General features: G+C 35.2%; 31 protein-coding genes and 1 tRNA gene. 23 read left to right on the top strand and 9 right to left on the bottom strand.

Going from position 1 to position 21,155, the window contains the following annotated elements; genetic code table 11:
- The first annotated feature begins 180 nt into the window (after positions 1–180).
- The 3 genes from AB447_RS24695 (at position 181) to AB447_RS24705 (ending at position 2,816) form a co-directional block, all read left to right on the top strand.
- Positions 181–1,734, top strand: a complete 1,554-nt coding sequence (locus tag AB447_RS24695) for a hypothetical protein (RefSeq protein WP_057957797.1) — start codon at positions 181–183, stop codon at positions 1,732–1,734.
- A 539-nt stretch (positions 1,735–2,273) separates the two neighbouring features.
- On the top strand, positions 2,274–2,459 hold the full coding sequence (locus tag AB447_RS24700; protein WP_048355931.1) for a hypothetical protein: 186 nt from the start codon (positions 2,274–2,276) through the stop codon (positions 2,457–2,459).
- Between the two features lie 9 nt (positions 2,460–2,468).
- Positions 2,469–2,816: a type II toxin-antitoxin system PemK/MazF family toxin gene (locus AB447_RS24705; protein WP_048355930.1), complete on the top strand. Its 348-nt coding sequence runs from the start codon at positions 2,469–2,471 to the stop codon at positions 2,814–2,816.
- Positions 2,817–2,884: 68 nt separating this feature from the next.
- On the opposite strand, the gene AB447_RS24710 is transcribed toward AB447_RS24705, so the two are convergent.
- Entirely contained in the window at positions 2,885–3,091 is a 207-nt protein-coding gene (locus AB447_RS24710) for a DUF2031 domain-containing protein (protein ID WP_048355929.1), read from the bottom strand.
- Positions 3,060–3,761, bottom strand: a complete 702-nt coding sequence (locus tag AB447_RS24715) for an RNA polymerase sigma factor (RefSeq protein WP_048355928.1) — start codon at positions 3,759–3,761, stop codon at positions 3,060–3,062. Before AB447_RS24715 ends, AB447_RS24710 begins: the two co-directional genes overlap by 32 nt.
- A gap of 301 nt (positions 3,762–4,062) precedes the next feature.
- Between AB447_RS24715 and AB447_RS24720 the strand changes: the two genes are divergently transcribed.
- Positions 4,063–4,206 (top strand): YvrJ family protein, encoded by a 144-nt coding sequence (locus AB447_RS24720; protein ID WP_048355927.1) that lies wholly within the window; start codon positions 4,063–4,065, stop codon positions 4,204–4,206.
- Positions 4,207–4,585: 379 nt separating this feature from the next.
- Here the strand turns inward: AB447_RS24720 and AB447_RS24725 are convergent, their stop codons facing one another.
- Together AB447_RS24725 and AB447_RS24730 are read right to left on the bottom strand one after the other, a co-directional pair.
- Complete coding sequence (locus AB447_RS24725; protein ID WP_048355926.1) at positions 4,586–5,308, bottom strand: phospholipase A2 family protein; 723 nt, start codon at positions 5,306–5,308, stop codon at positions 4,586–4,588.
- Between the two features lie 25 nt (positions 5,309–5,333).
- Positions 5,334–5,407, bottom strand: a tRNA-Cys gene (locus AB447_RS24730).
- Between the two features lie 357 nt (positions 5,408–5,764).
- Here AB447_RS24730 and AB447_RS26455 point away from each other — a divergent pair.
- The 5 genes from AB447_RS26455 to AB447_RS26060 all read left to right on the top strand — a co-directional run bounded on the left by AB447_RS26455 (position 5,765) and on the right by AB447_RS26060 (position 8,607).
- The gene (locus tag AB447_RS26455) at positions 5,765–6,025 is read left to right on the top strand and encodes a glutaredoxin family protein (RefSeq protein ID WP_057957798.1); all 261 of its coding nucleotides are present in this window, start codon (positions 5,765–5,767) and stop codon (positions 6,023–6,025) included.
- An 860-nt stretch (positions 6,026–6,885) separates the two neighbouring features.
- Positions 6,886–7,212: a hypothetical protein gene (locus AB447_RS24745; RefSeq protein WP_048355923.1), complete on the top strand. Its 327-nt coding sequence runs from the start codon at positions 6,886–6,888 to the stop codon at positions 7,210–7,212.
- 484 nt (positions 7,213–7,696) lie between these two features.
- Entirely contained in the window at positions 7,697–7,915 is a 219-nt protein-coding gene (locus AB447_RS24750) for a hypothetical protein (protein WP_048355922.1), read from the top strand.
- 27 nt (positions 7,916–7,942) lie between these two features.
- Positions 7,943–8,143 (top strand): hypothetical protein, encoded by a 201-nt coding sequence (locus tag AB447_RS26460; protein ID WP_048355921.1) that lies wholly within the window; start codon positions 7,943–7,945, stop codon positions 8,141–8,143.
- Between the two features lie 314 nt (positions 8,144–8,457).
- Positions 8,458–8,607, top strand: a complete 150-nt coding sequence (locus AB447_RS26060) for a hypothetical protein (protein WP_156416029.1) — start codon at positions 8,458–8,460, stop codon at positions 8,605–8,607.
- Between the two features lie 86 nt (positions 8,608–8,693).
- On the opposite strand, the gene AB447_RS24760 is transcribed toward AB447_RS26060, so the two are convergent.
- Positions 8,694–8,948, bottom strand: coding sequence for a hypothetical protein (locus tag AB447_RS24760; RefSeq protein WP_048355920.1), 255 nt, complete (start codon positions 8,946–8,948; stop codon positions 8,694–8,696).
- 233 nt (positions 8,949–9,181) lie between these two features.
- Here AB447_RS24760 and AB447_RS24765 point away from each other — a divergent pair, with 233 nt between their 5' ends.
- Positions 9,182–10,444: an MFS transporter gene (locus AB447_RS24765; protein ID WP_048355919.1), complete on the top strand. Its 1,263-nt coding sequence runs from the start codon at positions 9,182–9,184 to the stop codon at positions 10,442–10,444.
- 120 nt (positions 10,445–10,564) lie between these two features.
- On the opposite strand, the gene AB447_RS27355 is transcribed toward AB447_RS24765, so the two are convergent.
- Both AB447_RS27355 and AB447_RS24770 read right to left on the bottom strand, forming a co-directional pair.
- Positions 10,565–10,672: a homing endonuclease associated repeat-containing protein gene (locus AB447_RS27355; protein ID WP_172796398.1), complete on the bottom strand. Its 108-nt coding sequence runs from the start codon at positions 10,670–10,672 to the stop codon at positions 10,565–10,567.
- 128 nt (positions 10,673–10,800) lie between these two features.
- Positions 10,801–11,940 carry a tyrosine-type recombinase/integrase gene (locus AB447_RS24770; protein ID WP_048355918.1) on the bottom strand — a complete coding sequence of 380 codons (1,140 nt, stop codon included), beginning with the start codon at positions 11,938–11,940 and terminating at the stop codon, positions 10,801–10,803.
- Positions 11,941–12,265: 325 nt separating this feature from the next.
- On the opposite strand from AB447_RS24770, the gene AB447_RS24775 reads away from it, so the two are divergent.
- From AB447_RS24775 to AB447_RS27600, 8 genes are all read left to right on the top strand, one after another.
- Positions 12,266–13,288, top strand: coding sequence for a helix-turn-helix domain-containing protein (locus AB447_RS24775; RefSeq protein ID WP_048355917.1), 1,023 nt, complete (start codon positions 12,266–12,268; stop codon positions 13,286–13,288).
- Positions 13,263–13,661 carry a helix-turn-helix domain-containing protein gene (locus tag AB447_RS25600; protein WP_082634711.1) on the top strand — a complete coding sequence of 133 codons (399 nt, stop codon included), beginning with the start codon at positions 13,263–13,265 and terminating at the stop codon, positions 13,659–13,661. Before AB447_RS24775 ends, AB447_RS25600 begins: the two co-directional genes overlap by 26 nt.
- A 48-nt stretch (positions 13,662–13,709) precedes the next feature.
- Positions 13,710–14,144 (top strand): homing endonuclease associated repeat-containing protein, encoded by a 435-nt coding sequence (locus AB447_RS24785; protein ID WP_048355916.1) that lies wholly within the window; start codon positions 13,710–13,712, stop codon positions 14,142–14,144.
- Positions 14,110–14,250: a homing endonuclease associated repeat-containing protein gene (locus tag AB447_RS27595; RefSeq protein WP_368409242.1), complete on the top strand. Its 141-nt coding sequence runs from the start codon at positions 14,110–14,112 to the stop codon at positions 14,248–14,250. Before AB447_RS24785 ends, AB447_RS27595 begins: the two co-directional genes overlap by 35 nt.
- 33 nt (positions 14,251–14,283) lie before the next feature.
- Complete coding sequence (locus AB447_RS24790; RefSeq protein WP_048355915.1) at positions 14,284–14,964, top strand: homing endonuclease associated repeat-containing protein; 681 nt, start codon at positions 14,284–14,286, stop codon at positions 14,962–14,964.
- A gap of 36 nt (positions 14,965–15,000) precedes the next feature.
- Positions 15,001–15,909 carry a homing endonuclease associated repeat-containing protein gene (locus AB447_RS24795; RefSeq protein WP_048355914.1) on the top strand — a complete coding sequence of 303 codons (909 nt, stop codon included), beginning with the start codon at positions 15,001–15,003 and terminating at the stop codon, positions 15,907–15,909.
- Positions 15,902–17,335 (top strand): DUF2325 domain-containing protein, encoded by a 1,434-nt coding sequence (locus AB447_RS24800; RefSeq protein WP_048355913.1) that lies wholly within the window; start codon positions 15,902–15,904, stop codon positions 17,333–17,335. Before AB447_RS24795 ends, AB447_RS24800 begins: the two co-directional genes overlap by 8 nt.
- A gap of 105 nt (positions 17,336–17,440) precedes the next feature.
- Complete coding sequence (locus AB447_RS27600; protein ID WP_224254565.1) at positions 17,441–17,629, top strand: homing endonuclease associated repeat-containing protein; 189 nt, start codon at positions 17,441–17,443, stop codon at positions 17,627–17,629.
- A 359-nt stretch (positions 17,630–17,988) separates the two neighbouring features.
- Here the strand turns inward: AB447_RS27600 and AB447_RS24805 are convergent, their stop codons facing one another.
- Positions 17,989–18,612 carry a hypothetical protein gene (locus tag AB447_RS24805; protein WP_048355912.1) on the bottom strand — a complete coding sequence of 208 codons (624 nt, stop codon included), beginning with the start codon at positions 18,610–18,612 and terminating at the stop codon, positions 17,989–17,991.
- A gap of 484 nt (positions 18,613–19,096) precedes the next feature.
- On the opposite strand from AB447_RS24805, the gene AB447_RS24810 reads away from it, so the two are divergent.
- Positions 19,097–19,459: a hypothetical protein gene (locus AB447_RS24810; RefSeq protein WP_224254560.1), complete on the top strand. Its 363-nt coding sequence runs from the start codon at positions 19,097–19,099 to the stop codon at positions 19,457–19,459.
- 41 nt (positions 19,460–19,500) lie between these two features.
- Here AB447_RS24810 and AB447_RS27605 read toward each other — a convergent pair whose 3' ends face one another.
- Complete coding sequence (locus tag AB447_RS27605) at positions 19,501–19,695, bottom strand: homing endonuclease associated repeat-containing protein (protein ID WP_224254559.1); 195 nt, start codon at positions 19,693–19,695, stop codon at positions 19,501–19,503.
- Here AB447_RS27605 and AB447_RS27610 point away from each other — a divergent pair.
- From AB447_RS27610 to AB447_RS24825, 4 genes are all read left to right on the top strand, one after another.
- On the top strand, positions 19,631–19,780 hold the full coding sequence (locus AB447_RS27610) for a homing endonuclease associated repeat-containing protein (protein ID WP_224254558.1): 150 nt from the start codon (positions 19,631–19,633) through the stop codon (positions 19,778–19,780). The two genes, AB447_RS27605 and AB447_RS27610, sit on opposite strands and share 65 nt — an antisense overlap.
- Before the next feature lie 13 nt (positions 19,781–19,793).
- The gene (locus tag AB447_RS24815) at positions 19,794–20,039 is read left to right on the top strand and encodes a hypothetical protein (protein ID WP_048355911.1); all 246 of its coding nucleotides are present in this window, start codon (positions 19,794–19,796) and stop codon (positions 20,037–20,039) included.
- Positions 20,040–20,139: 100 nt separating this feature from the next.
- Entirely contained in the window at positions 20,140–20,601 is a 462-nt protein-coding gene (locus AB447_RS24820) for a hypothetical protein (RefSeq protein ID WP_048355910.1), read from the top strand.
- A 24-nt stretch (positions 20,602–20,625) separates the two neighbouring features.
- Positions 20,626–21,153: a homing endonuclease associated repeat-containing protein gene (locus AB447_RS24825; protein ID WP_048355909.1), complete on the top strand. Its 528-nt coding sequence runs from the start codon at positions 20,626–20,628 to the stop codon at positions 21,151–21,153.
- The last annotated feature ends 2 nt before the right edge of the window (positions 21,154–21,155 follow it).

Here is a 21,155-nt window from a genome sequence, read left to right on the forward strand (position 1 = left end):
TAAGTAGTTAACATAAAAAAGAGTGATGAGAATATCACTCTTTTTTATTGATGAATTATCCTTTAAAAACGTTCAAATGTTAATGATCGATTGAAAAAATCAAAAATTTTCCTTGAGATAACTTTCTAATTGCATAAAAAAATTATATAATAAAACTATAAATAACAGGAGGGTAAGTAAATGGTTCTAATTAAAAAGTCGAGTAACAAAGGCTTTTCATTTGAATACGTAGATCGAACCGAAGTCCGAACAGACATACCGAAAAGTGAATTTGTCAAGATGCAACACGACAATAATGGGAGTGTATTTGACGATTCTCAGTACTTTCTAGCTTTGTTAAGCAGAGATAATGAGGAAGAGAATAAAAAAGCATTGAAAAGAATCTATTATCAGCTCCATACAACAGATTATGTTCTTGATGAATACAGACTACGTGACAGGAATGAAAATAGCTATCTTCAAGATGTCAAAATCATATTGGAGCTAATTAAAGTTTTTTATCTCGCCGCTAAACAAAAAGTATATGAGCCAATAATCAACCCATTAAATTTTATTTTCAACGAGAATACTGAAAAAGTTAGTGTCTTTTATCGGAAAAATTCTTTTTTAGAGGAAGAAAGCTTTATATGGCTGGATGATGTAAAAAAGCTATTAGGCTTCTTTTTGGTCAGTGATAAAACTATGCGGGTTGAGGACTTTGAGAAGGTTGAGACAAAAGACATTTTGCAATCCTTAGAGGGAGCATCCCTTAAAGCTTATGAAAACATCTTGTCGTTTAATTCCATAGACGATATGGCGAAGGGATTTCTGGAACAGCAAGATTATGACAAATTGAATTCTTTTCAAACCTTACGGGAGTCAAGTCAAACGTCAGTTAAAGAGAGAGTGAAGAGAAAGAACAGCCCTGTGGTTGGCGTATCAGATAAAAAAGAACCGATTGAGCAAAAGCGAAGGGAAAATAAGAAAACCAAAACCGTACCATCTGTTAAACCCAACATGAAGGAGACAGAGCAAGCAGTAAATAGGAATAAAACCATATCAATGCCTTCTAATAAAAAGATTAAAGGTTTAGGTATTGTGATAGCGAGTATAGTTGTAATTGGAGCATTTTTCGGTGGAAGAATGTCTGTGCCGGCCGTAGATCATTCCAAAGAAGCCAAAGCGACCACCTTAGCGGAAAACGAAAACTTTTATAATGGGCTTTTGAGTGCAAGCCTTCAAAATTATGAGGATGCTTCTAAATATTTTGATCAATTTAGAGAAGGTTCACAATCCAAGGAGCTCGAAGGTAAAGAGAAAACAGCAATTTACTTTTCGTATTTATTGAATCGTCAGTATGAAAAGGCTTTAGAAGTTGATCCCGAGGGTGCGGAAGGGGTTATAACTTTTATGCAGTCTAAAGAAGAAATTGATAAAATTGCTGACATAAACAGCGATAACGATGCGATCAAGTTTGAGAAGGCAGTGTTAGCACAACAATGGGATGAAGTAATAAACTTAAAGGATAAGGTTAAAGACAAACCGGATCGACAAAACGCTGTTGTGGAGGCTCTTATACGTACAGACAAGCTAGATGATGCAATAAGTTATGTGAAGTCTAAAAACAGGAAAGACTTGAAAGATAAAATGAAAAAAATTGAAGAGGATGTAATTGAAAAGTCTGATGAAAAAGAAAAAGACAAAAAGAAAAAAATAAAGGAAATGAACAAAAAGATAGATGGATCTTTAAAATAAGTGTGAAAAGAAGCGAATTTCCGCTTCTTTTTTTCATTGATGGTTAATTATGTGTTGACAATAAATATCTAATTAAATATAATAATTTTAAAAAGGATGGTGGGGATAAAATGATAAAATCTCTTAGACGATTTGGCATTTTTCTTATTTGTTCAGCAATTTTTGTTATGAGCGTAACAACTTATGCCTTAATTGAATTTATGAGTGTAGTGAATATGTTTTTTCAATAAATTTAATGGAGGTTAAATATGAGTAATGATAATTTAAACAACAGACAGGTGGCTTATTGAATTAACTGATGTCCTATTCAATAAGCCGCCTGTTTAATTTTGGGTGAAAAATCTTTGCATATCCAATAATCACTCGAAGTCTTTATGAATAAAATGGGAAGAGGTTAGATATGCTGTTAATGTGGGAATTATGACTACAGAAGGACATTTTTTCGATTGTGATCTGTGGTAAAATGTAGTATTCTAAAAAGAGAACTCTTGTTTACACTAGATCACAAAAATCCTGTTAAGATAAGGCGGGTGAGGATCTTGTGTAACAAAAAGGGAGATGAAGAGAACATGCAAGCTCTTGAAAAAAAGTTTCCTGAACTGAAATTAGATACGAAAAAATTATGGGCTAAGGCTGAGAAACTAAAATCAAATAAAGATGGAATTATTCTTTTGAATCGGACTAATCCAGAGCATCGAGATTGGTTCAATGACGATTCAAACTAAGATCTGTTTATGATTCAAGTAGGGGATATATATCTTGTTGAGGTCGCCTTTGAGGATGACCCTTCAAAGTCAAAACCACGACCTGTTGTTATTATTGATGTAGATAAAAACAATAATGTAACATTTTTAGCGATCAGTGAGATAACCAGCCAAAGTCCAAGCAATCCGCCTAAATATTATGATCAATTTAAGTCGCCGATAAATAAATGGAAACAAGCAGGGCTCGATAAAATGTCTTATGTTAAGACACATAAAATCAGTGCAATCCAAGATCGAGAGTTAAAAAGGTATCTCGGCAAAATGGAATTTGAAGATCTGTATAGAGCGATTGAAAAGATCAAAGATAATCTAAAATGAAAAGACTCCTTATATTCGAAAAAAGGAGTCTTTTTTCTGTAAAAGAGAAATTGAGCGGAGAGCCCATGCTACTCGCAGATTTTACGAGTGTATTCAAAAAAGCTTGGTACCGCTTCATCCAGCAGGGTATCTAGCTTTTCTATAATCTTTAGTTTCATTTCTTGTGACAAGTCTTCTCTTTCATCAAGTACCGTCTCTTTAACATGCTTCTTAATTTTGCTCTCCAGTTGATTTAAAATAAACTCAATCTCCTCCTCGTTGTGTTGAGGCTTCATTCAATTCCCTCCTTGTATTCCCAAGGGTTTCTTTCAATTGTTTTAAGGTTTTTTTGTGCCAGTATGAGATGTTTTGTTCTGTTTGGCCGAAAAACAAACCAATCGCTTTATTACTAAAGCCTTTCTCATAATACAACTGCAATATCTTTGCTTGCTTTGGTGAGAGTTGCTTTACTGCCTTATTCAAGGATTCATTACTTATTGGGAAAATGCTTTGCTCAGTACTTATAAGCTGTTCAAGTGGATCAATGCTTCGGTCATCCGAAATTAAGTCGCCTATTTCGTTTTGGGATTCGTCATTAGTGTGGGAGAGAGGCTTATTGATGATTAGTTGGTATCTAGCGTGTCTTCGTTTAACCCTTTTATCATAATCAATAGGATATCTCCGAATAAATCCAGATAGGTAACGGATTATACGATTGATGCGATAAAAAGTTTTAAATTTCTCATCTAAAGCATCGAGGTTTTTTTCGGTAGGCTGTTCAATTGCTTTATAAAAGGTGGTTTGATTGTCCGGATCCTCTAAAAATTCTTTCATCACAGGATTCTGTTTGATTTCAGATAATCGAGTTTTTAGTTGCATCATTTCCCTAAACACATTAACAACGAGTACATTTTTGTTGGAAGTTCGACAACAACAGTCATCAATAATACTGGATTCACTTTTCATATAAAACCCCCCTGATATTAAAAGGTGAAAAGAGATTAGTTAAAATCAAAAACAGAACTAATGTTCTCATATTATACATGAAATTTTTTCCGACTTCTAATATTCTTAAAACGTTGTTCTCTTCTTTGATTATTTCCGGTGTGATTTCACCTTTCTTTTAAAGAAAGGATATATATATGCAGTGAGAGCATTTTGACAAAATTCGTCTATATTTTAAATATACTCAATTTTTGTTATTTTAGGTGTTTTAGGAAAACAAATCGAATTCGATAAAACAATAAGTATAGGAGATGGTTTAGAGATGTCATTAGAGGAGATTATAACGGCAGTTGGTAACTTTGGTTTTCCGTTAGTTTTAGCCGTGTATTTGCTTTTGCGCTTTGAAAAAAAGATCGAATCTTTAACAGAGGCCATAAACCATTTAAGATCTGTCATTAAAAAATAAAAAAGCCTTTGGATCTTTTCTTTTTTTTGCTAAAATGAATGGTGACATCTATTCCATATATAGAAAGTGGTGGAAATATGAAGAAGGTACTTCTAACCGTATTCCTAATCATTAACCTCTTCTATATAACAAATTATTTGTTCCGCTATGTAAGTCCCTTTAATATTGTGGGTTATTTTTGGCTATTTTCTTTTGTAGTCAGTATCATCTTATCCATAATCGTTCTTCTATCCTTCAAACGTGCTTCCAACGCAACCTTATTCCTTGCAATAGGTGTTCTAGCTTCTGCTGTTAGTTCGCTGGGTGTTTACAGCCTTTTCTTTACACTTGTATCATAAAAGAAGACTCTTTTAAGAGAGTCTTCTTTTATTGGATCAATTTAGCAAACACCGAATAAACCGCTGGTTGCACACTCATATCCAAATGTAGCAACCATGTACCATCCCGGATCAGATGTTTTGCTTGCACAGTGATAGAGGTTCATATCACATTCATCATCGCCCTTGCCGAAGTTTGCCCAGCAATAATCATGAGCTCGACAGCAACGGTCTAAGGCGTTGATTGGAGTCCCGCTTCCACACTTTGCACCACACCATTTATAATAATGAAAGCCTGTAGCAGGATCTCCAAAGACTAAACAACCCTCATACCATGCTTGCGTTGAGACATCTTCTGCACTAATCTCCTCTGCGCCTGTTGGATGCTTAAGATGCTCTACAAACTGAAAATATCGTTCATCAAATGGAATCTCAAGCTCATTCACTACAGATCGATCTGAAACAATAGCTTGACGAGTAACTTTCTCACCATTCTCTTGAATTGCTGAATAATGAGCTTTAATTCGTAATTTCCCGCACGATTCCCTTACGGCTTCGAAAATTGTTTCGTCATTTAATGTTACGAAAAGAGCTTCTTTTTTCACCTCTTTTTCTTGCTCTGGAAAGAGGAAGGTGAATTCAAATGAATCTGTTTTCTCAGCTTCTGTTACGTCTTGATATTTAGTTACCTCTGCAAGGAGTAAAGCAAAATCTTCGTTGTTATTCAATTCGTCAACAATGATGTCCCTTTTGTCAGTGTTTAAAGGTGTAACCATGATCCCCATGTTATCGATCTCCTTTAATTTATTATGGAGGCGACAATCGGATTCGAACCAATGATCAAGGAGTTGCAGTCCTTCGCCTTACCACTTGGCTATGCCGCCTTGGGGAAGAGAGGGGAGAATATTTCCCGCTCTTGACCACTTAAATCTTTATTATTAACAACCGCACCGATTAAAGACTACATCTCCTACTGGAGTGATTTTGAATTCACCAGGACAATCACTTCCATAACTGCAACATCTTCGATCAGGTTTACAAATCAACTCACTCTGAGGCAGAATAATTTCCTTTGTTTTATGGTCTTCAGACATTTGAATTTCCTCCCTTCTTTTGTCCGCACTTATAAAGGTGGAATAAATGAGGAGAAAATCAAAAAAGAAACCATTTTTTTATTTTTTGAGTTTGGTCTATTTTTTTTCACTTTTATATTAAGAAGGACAAATAAGGAGGGAATAACGTTGAAAATAACGGTTTATATCAATCCGGCGTGTAATCCATGTAAAGCGCTGAAACATTGGTTATGGAAAAACAACGTGGAGTTTATAGAGAAAGATGTTATAAATGATGAATCGGCCGCTCAGGAGCTCAGAAATCTAAATGTGAACTTTACTCCATACACTGTAATTGAAACAGCAGATGTGAAGCATGAGGTGTCTGGAACAGATATCAAGAAAATCAGTGAAATATTATCACTTGATGAGACGGTTAAGGGACTTTAAATGGCTGGGTGTGTATTTGAACAGGATATCAGGAAGATCCACCAGCTTAAAATTGATCTATTAAAAATAGCAAAATGTATTGATACTTGTTCTGACAAGGAGAAGAGCGCCTACCAAGATATAGCTTGTGAGTATTCAAAAGCTCTCAAAACGCTTAAAAAGTCAATTGAAGAAGCTTATGGTGTAAAGCTTTGTTGTTGTCCTTTACAACCGTGATGAAAAAGAGTACTATGAAAATGCATAATTGACCTATGCAATGTAAGTGCAACCCTTTTATATTTTTTAAGGATTCTGGCTTATCCAGAGTCCTCTTTTTAATTTCAATTGATTAAATCGATAAGGTGTAGGAGTCGTAAATGGATGGATTTGACGATGATTGCATTCAATTAGAACAGCTTCTCAGTGAAACTGTTAGACGATTAGAGTTAGTGAGATGAGTTTGCCCGCAAAATATTATAAAACAGCAAAGAGTGGAACGAATCATTGACATCTTAAGAGTTGTTCAAAAGTCAAAGGAACTTCCTCAAAAATTCGAAAATAGATGAAAAGTCCGTTAATCTGGCGTGTGTGATCCATATCGATCAATGATACTCCTTTTCATAATAATCTCGCCAAAAATACTAACCGAACGCAAAATTAGCTAGTTAGTTTTCGTAACCCCACACCTGTTGGCTTTTTTTATTGTTTTGTATCCCCAACTATTCTTCTTCTCATCCTAATTTTTGGACGATTTGTTAGAATCCATTTAGCTCTTATTTTTGACTCTATCTAAAAAATGACTTAAGTGATGTCTTAAAATGTCGAATAAAATTATAAGGGCGAATAAGGCTCGCTTAATAAGAATCGAGGAGAACTATAAAATGTTGAGAAAATTAATGCCATTTTTGTTCGTAGGAATCTTACTGTCTGGGTGTGGATATAAGGAAGGAGACACCTTTATTGTAAAAGAAAACATCACCGGAGGAAAAAGTATAGAAGCCTATCAAGAAGCTGTAGAAGAGGCCAATAAAGATGGCACACTAGATGTTGGAGGAGACATCCAAAGTGTGTTTAAAGGTGATAAGGTTATGTTTCTTGAAGAAAACAAAGATAAGGGGTTTGTATTAGTTCAGTATTTAGATGGAGCATATGAAGATGAGCAGGTGTGGATTCCGGAAGAAGTCTTTAAATACGCTGTTGAAAAGTGAAAAGAAGAACAGGACAAATCAAGGGGTTCCGAATTATAAAAAAGTGTTCAGGAAATTATAAAGTTCTTCAAAATCAGGCTATATTAAATTTAAAAGGCAGGAGACAAAACCTGCCTTATTTTTTTGGAACTACATGTATAACCAATTTATTTTTAGGTAGAAGGAGACGACACGAGAGTTCTTTGACAAAAAGTATATGAATGTATATAATAAATCTATAAAATGAATTGGAGGATCCTTATGACTGACTAAAGAAATATCGATAACCAAAGGGAATACATGTGTTTTCCTCACAGAGGAAAACGGAATAGTCCATATAAACATTCGAACTGACGATGCCGTTGTATGTTTGAATAAGGCTGTTCCGAGAGCTTGAAGATTTAATCACATCCAAAGGATACAAAATGATCTATTCTCATTCTATGGAGGAATGGGCATATGGTTGGTGGGACAAGGTCAATCTATTTTTAAGGAGTGTATTTGAATGACAACAGCAATCGTAACTTTCAACATAAAAGGAACTGAAATTAAAACAAAAGGGAGAGTTCCGAAAGTATCTCGCCTAAAAGATGATGCAAAAAAAGCCATGACAGTGTTAAATGCTATTAATGATCTTAAGAGAGAGCTTGGAATTGATGTTTTCAAACTTCTTAATGGTGAATGCTATGATGATATTAGAGACTCCGTACAAATTAAATTTTAACGTCTGAACAGATGAGAGGGGATACCATTGACAAGGCAAAATAATCAGGTTAATCTCTCGAAACTTACACAGAAAGTCGAAGAGATTAAAATAATATACGGGAAACAAAATCCTCAGTTAGATAAGGCATTGTCCGAACTAAATGACTTAATTAAAGAGGAGCATACCAAGCTAGATGAATTAAAGACATTGGGCTATGAGATAGCTTATAGAATCAAGGCTACATAACCGTTGAATGGATAAAACACTACCTTCAAAAGTCAAAAGCCGCTACTTTAATCAGTTTGTTCTTAAGTTGAGTTTAGACTTAGTTGCATTTTTAAGAAGTACACAAACAACGGGCTTTAACAATCGAATTGACAAAAAGTATCATAATGTTTATAATTTCTTTAAACTAATTTTGGCAAGTAAACTAAAGAACAACTATACATATAAACACTCCATAACCGCTTTATACCTCGGGGACTTTTACATTGATTAGAAGATTAATTTGATTGGCCGATTGTTACACAGATGAAAGATGAACAGAAAGGAAGAAGAATATGAAGAAATTTAATTTAAATCAATATGTTTATGTGAAGTTAAATGAGAAGGGGAAGAAAATCGTTGAAAATAAACCAAATTCAGATCGGTTTAGAGAACAAGGATTTGAAATAGAAAGCAATGGGATTGACAAAATCATTTCGGACTGAGTTCGAGGCGGTTTTGTCTTTTGCTATGTGGATGGAATATTTACAATAAATGAATCACAAGAATGTCTCGCTCTCCGTTGTTACGCTTATTCCTCTAAACAATCATCTTCTGTGATTTCCCAAATATAATATTCATTGTACGGAACATTGGCTTGTTTTTTAAAAGCTTCATCTGCTTTTTTATTTGCTTCATTTGCATCTTTTGCGGACACGATAAAAGTTTCTGTTCTAATTTTTGAATCATCATTCCGTTCATCATTACTGTATGTTAAATCGACAATCCCTTTATCCTCCAGTTTTCTATATTTCGTTACGGGTGCGTAAGAGATTTGTTCATACACTTATTCCATACTAACGGCCGCTCCAACAATTGTCCATTAAAGAGGAGTGTGACCGGAAGCAATGGACACGCTCTATGTCGGCCCTACAGTCAAAATTTTTGTTTGATCCCCTATAAAACTGCTTCTCTTCATTCAAGAGTCTTTCTGCATATTGACTTCTAAACGGTGAAGGGATATTGTATGAAAAAAGAGATATGTAAAAATAAGTAATTGGTGGAATAGGGGGGTTAAAAATGATTGAAAATAACGGTGTGTGGCAAAGAAATTTCTCTTTTCTTTTTTGCTCAAAAATGGTGAAGATAATCGCTGACAGTTTATCGTTTAATACAATTCTGTGGTTTCTAATACAGAGTGGTAAAGGTGCTGTAGGAACCGCTTTTTTAATCGCTGTCAGTTTTCTTCCGCAGGCAATTTTGGGGCCGATCATAACACCATTGATGAAAACAACCACACTGAAGTTTTGGATGTTCTTTTCGGACTTAACGAGGGCATCAATTATGCTAGTTATTCCAATATGCTATTTTAATGGATTCTCACCTCTTTGGTTTATTATTTTCCTTATGCTTGTACATTCAGCAACAGGAGCTTCTTATGATCCTGCATCTGTTTCTTTGATTCCGAAAATTATGAAAAGAGATCTTATACAAAAAGCAAATGCAACAATACAGTCTTCAGGAGAGGTAATAAGACTGATTGCACTAACAATTGGTGGGGTTTTGATTGCTGTTTTTGGTGCGGCTTATACAATGTTTATCATCCTTCCGCTTTACATTATGTCAGCTTGCCTTGTTCTTTTTATTAAGTACAAAATTAAAGAGACCGTCTCGAATACCACCACCCTGACTAAACCTAAAGGTACCTATATAAAGAAATTAAGAAGAGGGTTTTTGCTTGTAAGACAACACAACATTTTGTTTCCGTTAGCATTATTTTGTGTGTTTTCAAACTTCGCATCAGCACCTTGGGAAGCAATTTCAGCCGTATATATATCTGAAGATTTAAACGGGGATTCAATTGTACATTCATTCTTGAAAGTTACAACGGCAATTGGCGCTTTTTTGTTGGGATATATTTTGGCAAAGGTAAATGTGAATAGATATGGACTATTACTTGTTACTGCCGGGATAGTGGAGGGGGCCGCTTTTTTTGTTGCAGGGTTGTTTTCAATTTTACCGTTAGTGTTCTTGGCGGCATTTGCATTAGGTGCTACGGTCAGTGCGGTGAATATCCCAGAACATACAATCATTCAAATGTCTGTTAATGATGAAGACCAGCCACAGGTGTATGCCATTATTAACATGATATCCTATGTCATGATTCCACTAGGAGCTTTAATTAGTGGCTATGTATCAACTATTTTCGGGTCAGGAAAAGTAATTGCATTTGGAGGGATAATCGAAGTGATTGCCGGAATCTTTATTCTATTGTTCACAAGTTTGGGGAAAGCGAAACGTTCAGATTTAATCACTGAAAAAGAACAGAGTTTAAAGGTGTGAATGGCACATCACTTAGCAACAAAAAAGTCACTACTTAAATAGCAGTGGCTTTTCTTATGAGTCAGAAGAGGACAACGTGCTTTTTTGTGGGGGAAGATTGTTCTTTTTCCACGAACCCCCCTATTTCTTTTCTTGTTTTAATTCAAGACCTTTAGGTGGTCTTCCTAACTCTTCTGATTTTTTCTGTAGAACTTCAATCATCTCTTCTTTTGTATATTCCTTCCCCATGTTAATTCCCTCCCTTTATATTTAAAAATAATTATAAAATATAATATACTTTTTGTAAATTTTAGGATTCTTCCTATTTGTTGAATCGATGATTTCTTTATTTGTTCACTCGGAATCGTTACAACCATCTAAAACTTACTTTGATCCCATCTTAAAGCGGCTTCTCTTTCTCTTTCCAAAACTTTTTCTAAATATCGTTCAGTTGTGCGTCTATCTTTATGTCTCAAACCTTTTTGTATTTCCGAGATGTCAGCGCCCATTTGTCGGCTGTAGATAGCCCAAAAATGACGAAAACTATGAGGGGTTATCTTTGATTCCCTGTGGTTTAAGAAGGGTAAGTTTGTTCTTTTGACTTCTCTTATGATGAAGTTGCTAAGATTTTTATGATTATAGTGTTTCCCCTTGGGAGTAGCAAATAAAGGACTTTCATCTGTAGGGTCAAGGGTAGTACTCATCCTACGGCGCTTTCTGTAAGCCATAATTCTCTCAAAGTTTACTTCATGTATTAGCTCATCAAAAGGGGTTCCGCCCTTTCCTACTCCCCGAAGTCTATAGTTACCGCTCAATGCATCATAATATAAATCTTTCATTTTTGCTTTCGCTATTTCCTGTATACGAAGTCCAGTCATTGCCAGTGTTGTTAAGAGACCGAGAGTGATTGGGTTAGTCTTATAAAAGTCAAGGAGCTGTTTAACCTCGTGATAATAAAGATCACGATTTGGAATCTCGTCTTTGGATATAGACGTGCTTAGCATTGATTTATGAAGCGGATGTTGAATATATCCGTTATCAAAAAGAAAACTCAGAAAGCTCTTAATCACTGTGTTTTTCTGATTGATTGTAGCGGCCTTATATGGCTTTCCCCCTTTACCAAGAGGTGCTGTGCTCAGATATTTTTGAAACGCTTTAATATGTCTTGGGCGAAGGTTTTTTAGCAACGAATGTTTATCATAGTCCGACACCTCTTGTTCAAAGAAGCTCCGGTTATCTTCTAAGTACTTATAAAACTGCAAGAGTATACGGGTATATTCTTGTTTCGTGTTATCCTCTCTGTTGCGTTCTTTACGAACATGTTTTTCTCTATGAATGAAATAATACATAACAGCAATATCATTAAATCCGTTAAAAAAACTCAAGTTTTGCTTTTCGTTTTCTACAGTTTGTTCTTCCACTAAATGAAAAGCTTCTCTGTTCAGCAATAAAGATGATGTTGCACTATGATTATTGAATATATCGATATCTTTATTATGTACTGATAAACCATTCAAAATATGATACCCCCTATCATTATCATTTTTCTCAATACTCCATATTTAAATAATGTTTTCTACTCTTATATAATGGAATGCTATGTTGCCATTATAACATTTTAATAAGTATATGGGTTTCATCATTAAACCAAAATTTATGATTGATTTTTAATCGTTTGTAGAAAAACTGCCCATTTGTCTACAGTTTGCATAAGTGTTTAATTCTATAATTTTAAATATTAGATTAAGAACTTCGATAAATGAATATGGTGTTTAAACGAAACTATTGTTGATTATATCGTGTTATAATTAATATAAAATTTATTATAGGGGTGGATGTCAAATGAAGTATATGAATGAAAGCAACACAAATGATAATGAATCATTTAAAGATATTATTAATGTTCACGATGTAATGGAGGTTTTAAATATAACTAATCAAACAGTCTATTCTTACATAGCCAAGGATAAACTTATACCTATAAATAAAGATGATTGGAAGATTGATGGCGGATATGAGTTTAATCTTTCAGATGTCTTAAAACTTAAAGAAGAAATGCAACCAACCGATTTAACGACAGCAGAAGTTGCTAAAAGATTAGGTGTTGCTCAAGCTACAGTGGTGAAATACATTAACCAAGGGATGCTCCCTGCATATAAAGGGCTTTATAGAGGTAAAACATGCAACTTTATTAAAGAGGCAGATGTAGACCAATTTCTAAAGCAACACAAAATCGGAAAAAGACACACAAAAGAGTTCTTCTATAGACAGGACTTAAATGTGGTATTGCTTCAGAAGTTCGTAAAAAGAGATCGCACAGCACGATTAATGTCCTTGGAAGGTAATATGCTTGCTATTACAGATGAGGATGAACGCCTTACTTATGAGGAGTTGATAGGGACGGGATATACACCAGTCTATGAGATTAAAAAAAGAAAGCCGATAACAAAAGAAGGATTTGTTAAATTTAAATTTAGACTGCATCCTTCTGTTCATAATCCGATGTTCACGGTGCTTGATATGCTTTATCAAGAGATAAGCCCAGTTAATATGAGGATTAATCCCGAATCGGATAACACTCTTTTATTAGAAGTACGGCCTTGCCTTATCAGTAAACTGTCCCAAGATTTATACGCAATATTACAGAATTATCTTGTAAGAGGAGAAGTGCATCAAAGAAGAAATGGCACCTATTTTGACAGCGATCTCGAAATCGTAAGGTTGAAACTGACAAAATCCCAAAAAATTCAGCTTGAACAAAAAGCAAAGCGACTAAACAAAACCCTAGATGAATTAATTTTAGACTCAGTTTCTAGAATTGAATTGGAGGATAAGAATGATGAAGAAAATAGTTTTACGTATTGACGATTTAATTGGTAAACACGGGCTGAATCAAGAGAAGTTTGCAGATAAGGTGAAAATCCGTCCGGCCGCAGTTTCAAAATTAGTTCGCAATCATGTAGATCGCATTTCTATTGATCACTTAGAGCGCATTGTAAATGCATTTAATTTGGGTAATATCAACGATATCATTCAAATTGTTGATGATAATAACAATAAGAAAACAAAACAAAAATTGACCAATGAAAGTAATCTTGAACAACCAAAGCAAACATTAACCACTAAATACCTTTTTCGGAATTTCGTTGTAAAGCACAATCAAACAGAGATTACAAAGGATGAGCTGTCAGTAATGTTGGCTTGTTTGGAAGCATATAGACAGGCCAAAAATGGTTAAGTATCGGGTAGGCAGGATTCCCAACGATAAGTAGAAAGTGGGTTGAATATGGCTAGGAAATATACCAAAGAAGAACTAATAGAGATCCTACAACAAAGAGCCAACGAACTTGGTCGTTCCCCTCAGAAGAGCGAAGTAAAACAAGCTGGGATTATTGCAAGGCGTTTTGGAAGCTTTAAAAAGGGTCTTGAAGCGGCTGGGTTATCTCCACATAAAAATGGCTATACCAAAGAAAAACTGATTGAAATTGTACAGCAAAAAGCTAAAGAATTAGGCAGACCACCTCGTATGCATGAATTCAAACAAGCAAATTCTGTAATTCATCGCTTTGGGAGTTATAAAGAAGGACTTAAAGCGGCTGGATTAATCCCAAACAGCTATACAAAAGAGCAACTTATTGAAATTCTTAAGAAGAGAGCAGAGGAACTTGGAAGAACACCTCGTTCTCGTGAAATTAATAGGAAGAACGCCTCATTCTCATGAAATCAAACAGTTAAGCACCATAAAAAAACGTTTCGGGAGTTTTAGTAAAGGGCTCATAGCCGCTGGATTAACTCCCAATAAAAGAGGAAGAAAAAAACTGAAATAATATTGCAGTGAGCGGATAGAAGGTGAGTTAAACATGCCTAGGAAATACACCAAAGAAGAGCTAATTGAGATGCTAAAGTCTAGAGCAGAGGAACTTGGCCGCTCTCCTAGACAGAGGGAAGTTAAACAATATTCAACTATAGTTAATCATTTCGGTACTTTTAATAATGGACTTGAAGCGGCCAGGTTAATTCCGAACAAAGACTATACCAAAGAAGAACTGATTGAAATATTACAACAAAGATCTAAAGAACTTGGCCGTTCTCCTAAAAAGGAAGAAGTAAAACAAGACCAAACTATCAGAAGGAATTTCGGCAGTTTTAATAAGGGACTTGAAGCGGCTGGGTTAACTCCGGGAAAACGAAGAGAGTATACCGAAGAAGAACTGATCGATATTCTACAGAATAAAGCTAAAGAGTTGGGTCGTCCTCCGAAGAAGAGAGAAGTTAGACAATGGTCAGCCATAGTAAAGCATTTTGGCAGTTTTAATAAAGGATTAGAAGCCGCTGGGTTAACTCCAAGAAAACGAAGAGAGTATACCGAAGAAGAGCTGATCCATATTCTACAGGAGAAAGCAAAAGAGCTCGGTCGTTCTCCCAAACAGATGGAAGTTAAACAATGGTCAACCATTGTGAAGCGTTTTGGCAATTTTAATAAGGGACTCATAGCGGCAGGATTAGCTCCTAATCATAAAGGAAGAAAACCAAAAAACTGAAATAACTAATAAGCGCCGTTAGAAGGTGAGTTAAACATGGCTCGGAAATATACCAAAGAAGAGTTGATTGAGATGCTAAAGTCTAGAGCAGAGGAACTTGGCCGTTCCCCTAAACAAAAAGAAGTTAAGCAATTCCAAACCATAGTAAAGCGTTTTGGGAGCTTTAATAAAGGATTAGAAGCGGCAGGGTTAACACCAAATAAAAAAAGAAGAAAGAAATATACAGAAGCAGAACTGATTGAAATATTACAGCAAAGAGCCGAGGAACTTGGTCGATCTCCCAAAAAGCGGGAAATTAAACAATTCCAAACTATAGTTAATCATTTCGGTACCTTTAATAAGGGTCTTGAAGCGGCGGGATTAACTCCGAGAAGGCGGAGAGATTATACAAAAGAAGAACTCATTGAGATGCTAAAGGCTAAAGCAAATGAACTTGGCCGCTCCCCTAAAAGGCGGGAAGTAAAGCAAGTAGGGGCTATAACAAAAAATTTTGGGAGTTTTAACAAAGCGCTAGAAGTCGCCGGATTGAAAACGGAAGAACGAAAGGTGTATACAAACGAGGAACTTATCGAGATTTTACAGAAAAAGGCCCAAGAGATTGGCAGAGCACCAAAGGCAGAGGAAGTTAAACAATGGAACACCATATCGAAGCATTTCGGCAGTTTTAATAAAGGACTCATAGCGGCGGGGTTAACTCCGAATATTGAACATTCAAGAACAAGAACAAACCCCTATACTAAACAAGAACTGATCGAGATCTTACAGAAAAAGGCCGAAGAGATTGGCCGAGTACCTAAACAGAAGGAAGTTGAACAGCGGTCAACCATAAGAAAGCGTTTCGGCAGTTTTAATAAAGGGTTAGAAGCGGCGGGGTTGACACCGAATAATAAAAGAAAGAACAAAAGTCTAAATCTTAAGTTAGAGATGGGGGAGAAAATTGTCTAGAACCATTAAATCAGCATTTCCATCGTCTCCTTATAGAAAAAATAAGGCCAAACAAGGAGCTCTAGGTATAGAGCAAAAGAAAGAAAAACAACAGGTCATTAAGGAGAGAGTTAAACAAATAATGGAGGGGAAGGATTTTGAATCGAATGATGACAATAGAAACGGCCATGATTCAAATTATAAAGACCTCTATAAGGATGCTAAGAAGAGCTTAAAGAATGCCGAAAAAAAGATTCAAAATCAATCTAACGAGATAATCAATCTTAATGCGGAAGTTAAGTCAAAAGATGATGAGATTTCTAAATTAAAAAGGACTATACATGAGATGAATTTATCTCATAATGAAATGAAAAATGACCTTAAAGAAATGCAATTGGCTAAAACAGATCTTGAAAGAACATTACAAAATGAAATTGATGAATTAAAGCTGAAATTAAAAGAAGCAAACAAAATAATTGAACATAGAAATATAGTTTTAAAGAGAATCGAAAGACAAAATGTAAATCTTAAAAATCGTTGTCAAAACCTTGTACGTCTATATAAAAAGTCGGAACAGAAGATGGAAACTCTTAAAATCGATTTAGAAAATATGAAAATAGGCATTACTATAAGGAATGACCAGATTAAAAACCTTACCGATAGCTTGAGTGTCAAAGAGCGAGAAATAAGTGAATGGAGAACATTCGGAGAGGAATATTCCATTTTAAATCCTGAATTTATTATACAGACGTTCATTGAATATTTAAATGATTCAAATGTAAACAGATACGAGATGGCTTTTGATCTTACAAGAAAAATAAAACAAATACAACGGCTTCGGAATATTTCTCAAGAGAAGGAAATGAAAAATGATTTATATTATGAAAATCGATTATTTGGAACTGTAGTTATAGAAGATGACATTTGTAAATTCGTTGATATTAACGGTGTAGAATACAAAGTGGACAGAAATGATTATTTAATCTTTAAATACAAAAACGGATCAGCGGTAGCCGCCGTTCCAATTTCAGAGTCGAAGGTAAAGATCATTTTCACTTACAAGAGTAAGTTTGAAAAAGAGTTTAGAAAAGAAGTCGATATATCCCGTAGCACTAACAGAAAGACAATAGACAAGGAAGTTTACTACCATATTGGTGATTTTAGTGTGTTGATCGTTTCTTCGAGAAATGGAGTGAAATATAGGGACAGGCTTAGAAAACACGGCTTGAAAGCTGACTGTGTAGAAGGATTCGAGAAAGAAAAACGTACAAAAGAGCTGATGGAAAAGGCGGATGTAGTTATATTATGTATTGATAGCTTATCTCATGCGTTCAGCAATTTTGCAAAAGAGCAAAATGATCCTAAATATCAGTATATCTATAATCATAATGAAGACAAGATTGTATCAAGGGTCATTTATGTAAAGCATGAATTGGGTTTAGGATGAGTGAGTAGAAGATGAAAAAATGGTTAGAGGATTCACTAAGAAGATCCCATTAAACGGGCTCTTAGAGCGGCCAAGTTAACATCGAATAGAGAACACCAAAAACCAATTTACACAAAAGAGCAACTCATTAATATCCTACGGCAGAAAGCAAAGGAACTTGGCCGATCTCCTAAACGTAAGGAAGTTAAACAATTCCAAACCATAGTGAAACAGTTTGGAAGTTTTAGAGAAGGGCTTAAAGAAGCAGGTCTTCCTCTAAACCGCAGAGGGAGAAAATCGAATGTGTTCTGTTAAAAGCTAGTCCATTTAATAGACACCTTGATTTATCACTGCAAGAATGAAATTTTTGTCTGATTTTGTAGAATTGAAAGACAATTCGAAAATTATACACATATTTACAACTGATTCAATGATGCTTGTGACACTATGGAGCAAAAAAAAATAGACCTCCCTTGAGCCGTTAAACTTCTAGGGAGATCCATGTATTTACACCTTCGGAGCCAGCTCTTTGACGAGCCTGCTTTGTGTTCGATGACTCGACTGTTGCAACAGTCCTGTCTTATAGATAAAGCGTAATGATTACTCTTACTTTTGCTAATCTCACTGTTATTTTAACCTAGACTAAGACTAAAATCGATTTCAACATAGTTGTTTTATTGCAAAACATTAATCTGAATATCCGGAATATCTGTTTCACCAAATAATGAGCCATCTTCATCCATAGATGTAGTAAAACTAATGTTATACACGTTTTGAGAGTGAGGTGGCAATGACAGCTTTTCTGGTTTAAATTCCGATCGATCGTTATTGCTATTTGGATAAACGTAGATGCGCTCTGCATTTTTTCCGTAATTGTTCACCTTAATAGAGCAATCCATGTTTAACTGGTCATCCATTGTTTCGTATTCACAAGTGCTTTTGTTTTTGATATACTCAACAGCTTCTAAACCAGTTGTATTTCGCTTCACAATAAACATCGCTTGCTCAGTAGCGAATGGATAAAGAACAGCAAACAAAGCTCCGAATAGAATAAGTTTTAATTTGATGTGAGTTATCTTACTATAATGGCTTGCTGTAAGAAGAAATCCTGTAATAGTCATAATAAAGGCACCAATAACACTATAATGAAGACCTGATGAATCGTCATAACTCCAAGCCGGTAATCCTATAAAACGAAGTATCATATCACCAGCAGATTGGTTTTGATAGTGATTAACTCCAAATATTAAGCCAATGACAACAAGACCTATCCCTATAATCCCTTTATACCTCTTCATATTTCCCTCCCTTTTTCCTTAACACCATCTTTTTTATTTTACTTTTCTGGATATTGAATTTTCAATAATCTCTTTTGTCCTAAAACGACAAGTATACTGTTTAAAATGAGTAGATTAAAATTTTAAACTTCATCATTTATCTAATCCACATAGTTGTTTAAACACATTAACTGATAATGGAACCTCTCCAAGTCTTCCGTGTCAAAATAAAACTCCTGATCTTTATTCATTTCTTTACTTCCCTGTCTGAGTATTTAAGTGATTTTCAGGCTCCTTTCTTCCCCTATATTTTGCTTATTCTTCTTTCCGCTTCCAAAAGAACTTTGATTTAAGATTGAACTATCCTTCTTTTTTCTAAAATGAGTAATTGATGGATAAAATAATACATAAAGAGAGCCTATCCTTCCTCTAAGTATGATATGCCATATTAATTGAAACTTGTGTATAATAAGAACAAACGTTCCTTTTGTGGTGGGAGATTATGATGGCTAATATTAGGGCTAATATTTCTGATGAACACATTGAAGCTATTCACAACAAGATTGTTATTGACCTCTGTATTCATGCTTTAGAAGGGAAAATTGAAAAAGCACTGAAAGCTCAACAAGAGGAGCAGATCGATCTCTACAAATTAAAATTAAAGGAATTGTTAACTGAAAGGAAAGAGCTTAACTCTTACCTAAGACAGCGGAAAACTAAAATTCAAGAGGTCATCATTTGTGATGATATGTTTGTTGAATACCCCTATTACCTGAAAACAAAGGAAGGCGGAATCAAACAAGGGACTATGAGATACTGGAAGGCTGCATTAAAATTACACATGAAGAATAAATTGAACGGATGTTAAGAGGCTTGTATAAAAATAGCCCCGATTTTAACTTATCAGGGCTATTTCTTTCGTATCCGCTCCCACTTTTGATCTTTTTTTGGGGCTTCATAAATCTTTAATCCTGCCGCTTCTAAAGCTTTATTCCAGCTTCCGAATCTAAATTGCATTGTGGTAGCCTGTTGAACCTCTTTGTGTCTCGGGGAGCAACTTGGAAGAACACCTCGTTCTCGTGAAATTAAGCAGACAGGCACCATAAAAAAACGTTTCGGAAGCTTTAACAAAGGACTTGAAGCGGCTGAACTAACTCCAAACAAACGAGGACGAAAAACAAGATATTGAAGGGAGACTGCTTATGAAGGAGCAAACTTTCTTGGATTTTGGAAAGAGGAGCCTCACCAAAGAGGACGAACAGAGACTAAAGAGTGAATTAAACGATTATTTTAAGAAGAGAAAAGAGCGCATATATGCATCCAAAAGAAAGAAACTCTTAAACACAGCTTCTAAAATCAACTTTGTTCCGGGGCATGCACCTGACTTTGACAAGATGAGTAATGAACGTATTAAAAGTCTTATAAAAATAGCAGAAATCGATAAGTAATACTGCTACAAATAAGTTGGCCAAGAGCACCTGAAAAGGTGCTTTTTGTGTATAATAGACTCAATTGATAGTAAAAAATAGCATCGGAGGAAAGTCATAAATGGGGATGTTGCCGAATGATGTATCTTTAACCGAGTTTAAAAATCAAATGAAGAGAAAAGAATATCCTGATGAACTAAATGAAGTACAGTTTAAAAACATGTCTGATAATAGACTGTATCTAAAATCAATGAGTTTAAGGGAAGAACTCGGCATAGATGATGAACTATGGGAAAGTTCAGGAATACAATTGCATTTAGGATCTATTTTGGCCGAAATGACTGCTATCGCTAAAAGACTTAGTATTATAGACAAAAAAGCAACATTTACAAGAAAAAAAGAGTTTTTAGATTCAGATAAGATGTTACAGGACTTATTTGTTTGGGATATTGCACGTCTTCATTATGACAATAAAAAGAGTGTAGAAAGAATAAAAGAGTTAAAAAAGCTGACTCATGAGCTTAAACAAGAGTATAGCAAGCAGAACCCAAAAGGAAGGAAGAAAAATACAAATCCCAAGTAAGTTAGAATAGTGGGGAAGAAAAACATGGCTGGGAGATATACCAAAGAAGAACTTATTGAGATTTTACAACAAAAGAGCAAAGAACTAGGGCGCTCTCCAAAATATAAAGAAGTTAAGGAGAAAAAAGCAGTAGTTCATCATTTTGGAACCTTTATTAATGGGCTCGAAGCGGCAGGATTAAAGCCATCTACTAGATACACAAAAGAAGAGCTCATTGAAATTATTCAAAAGCGGACTGAGGAATTAGGAAGAACGCCTAAAAGGACGGAATTAAAACAAGCCGGTTCAATAATCAATCACTTCGGGAGTTTTAATAAGGGGCTTGCGGCCGCTGGGCTAACGCCGGGACAGCGGAGCCCCTATAAAAATGGGCTTGAAGCGACAGGATTATCTTCTATTAGTAATGCTTACACAAAAGAAGAGCTTATTGAGATTCTTAAACAACAAGCCGCAGAACTTGGCCGTTCACCTAGATTCGCTGAGGTTAAACAGGTTCAATCTATTATCAAACAATTTGGGAGTTTTAATAATGCATTCTATTTAGCCCCCTAATG

The organism is Bacillus glycinifermentans (assembly GCF_001042475.2).
Lineage (GTDB): Bacteria > Bacillota > Bacilli > Bacillales > Bacillaceae > Bacillus > Bacillus glycinifermentans.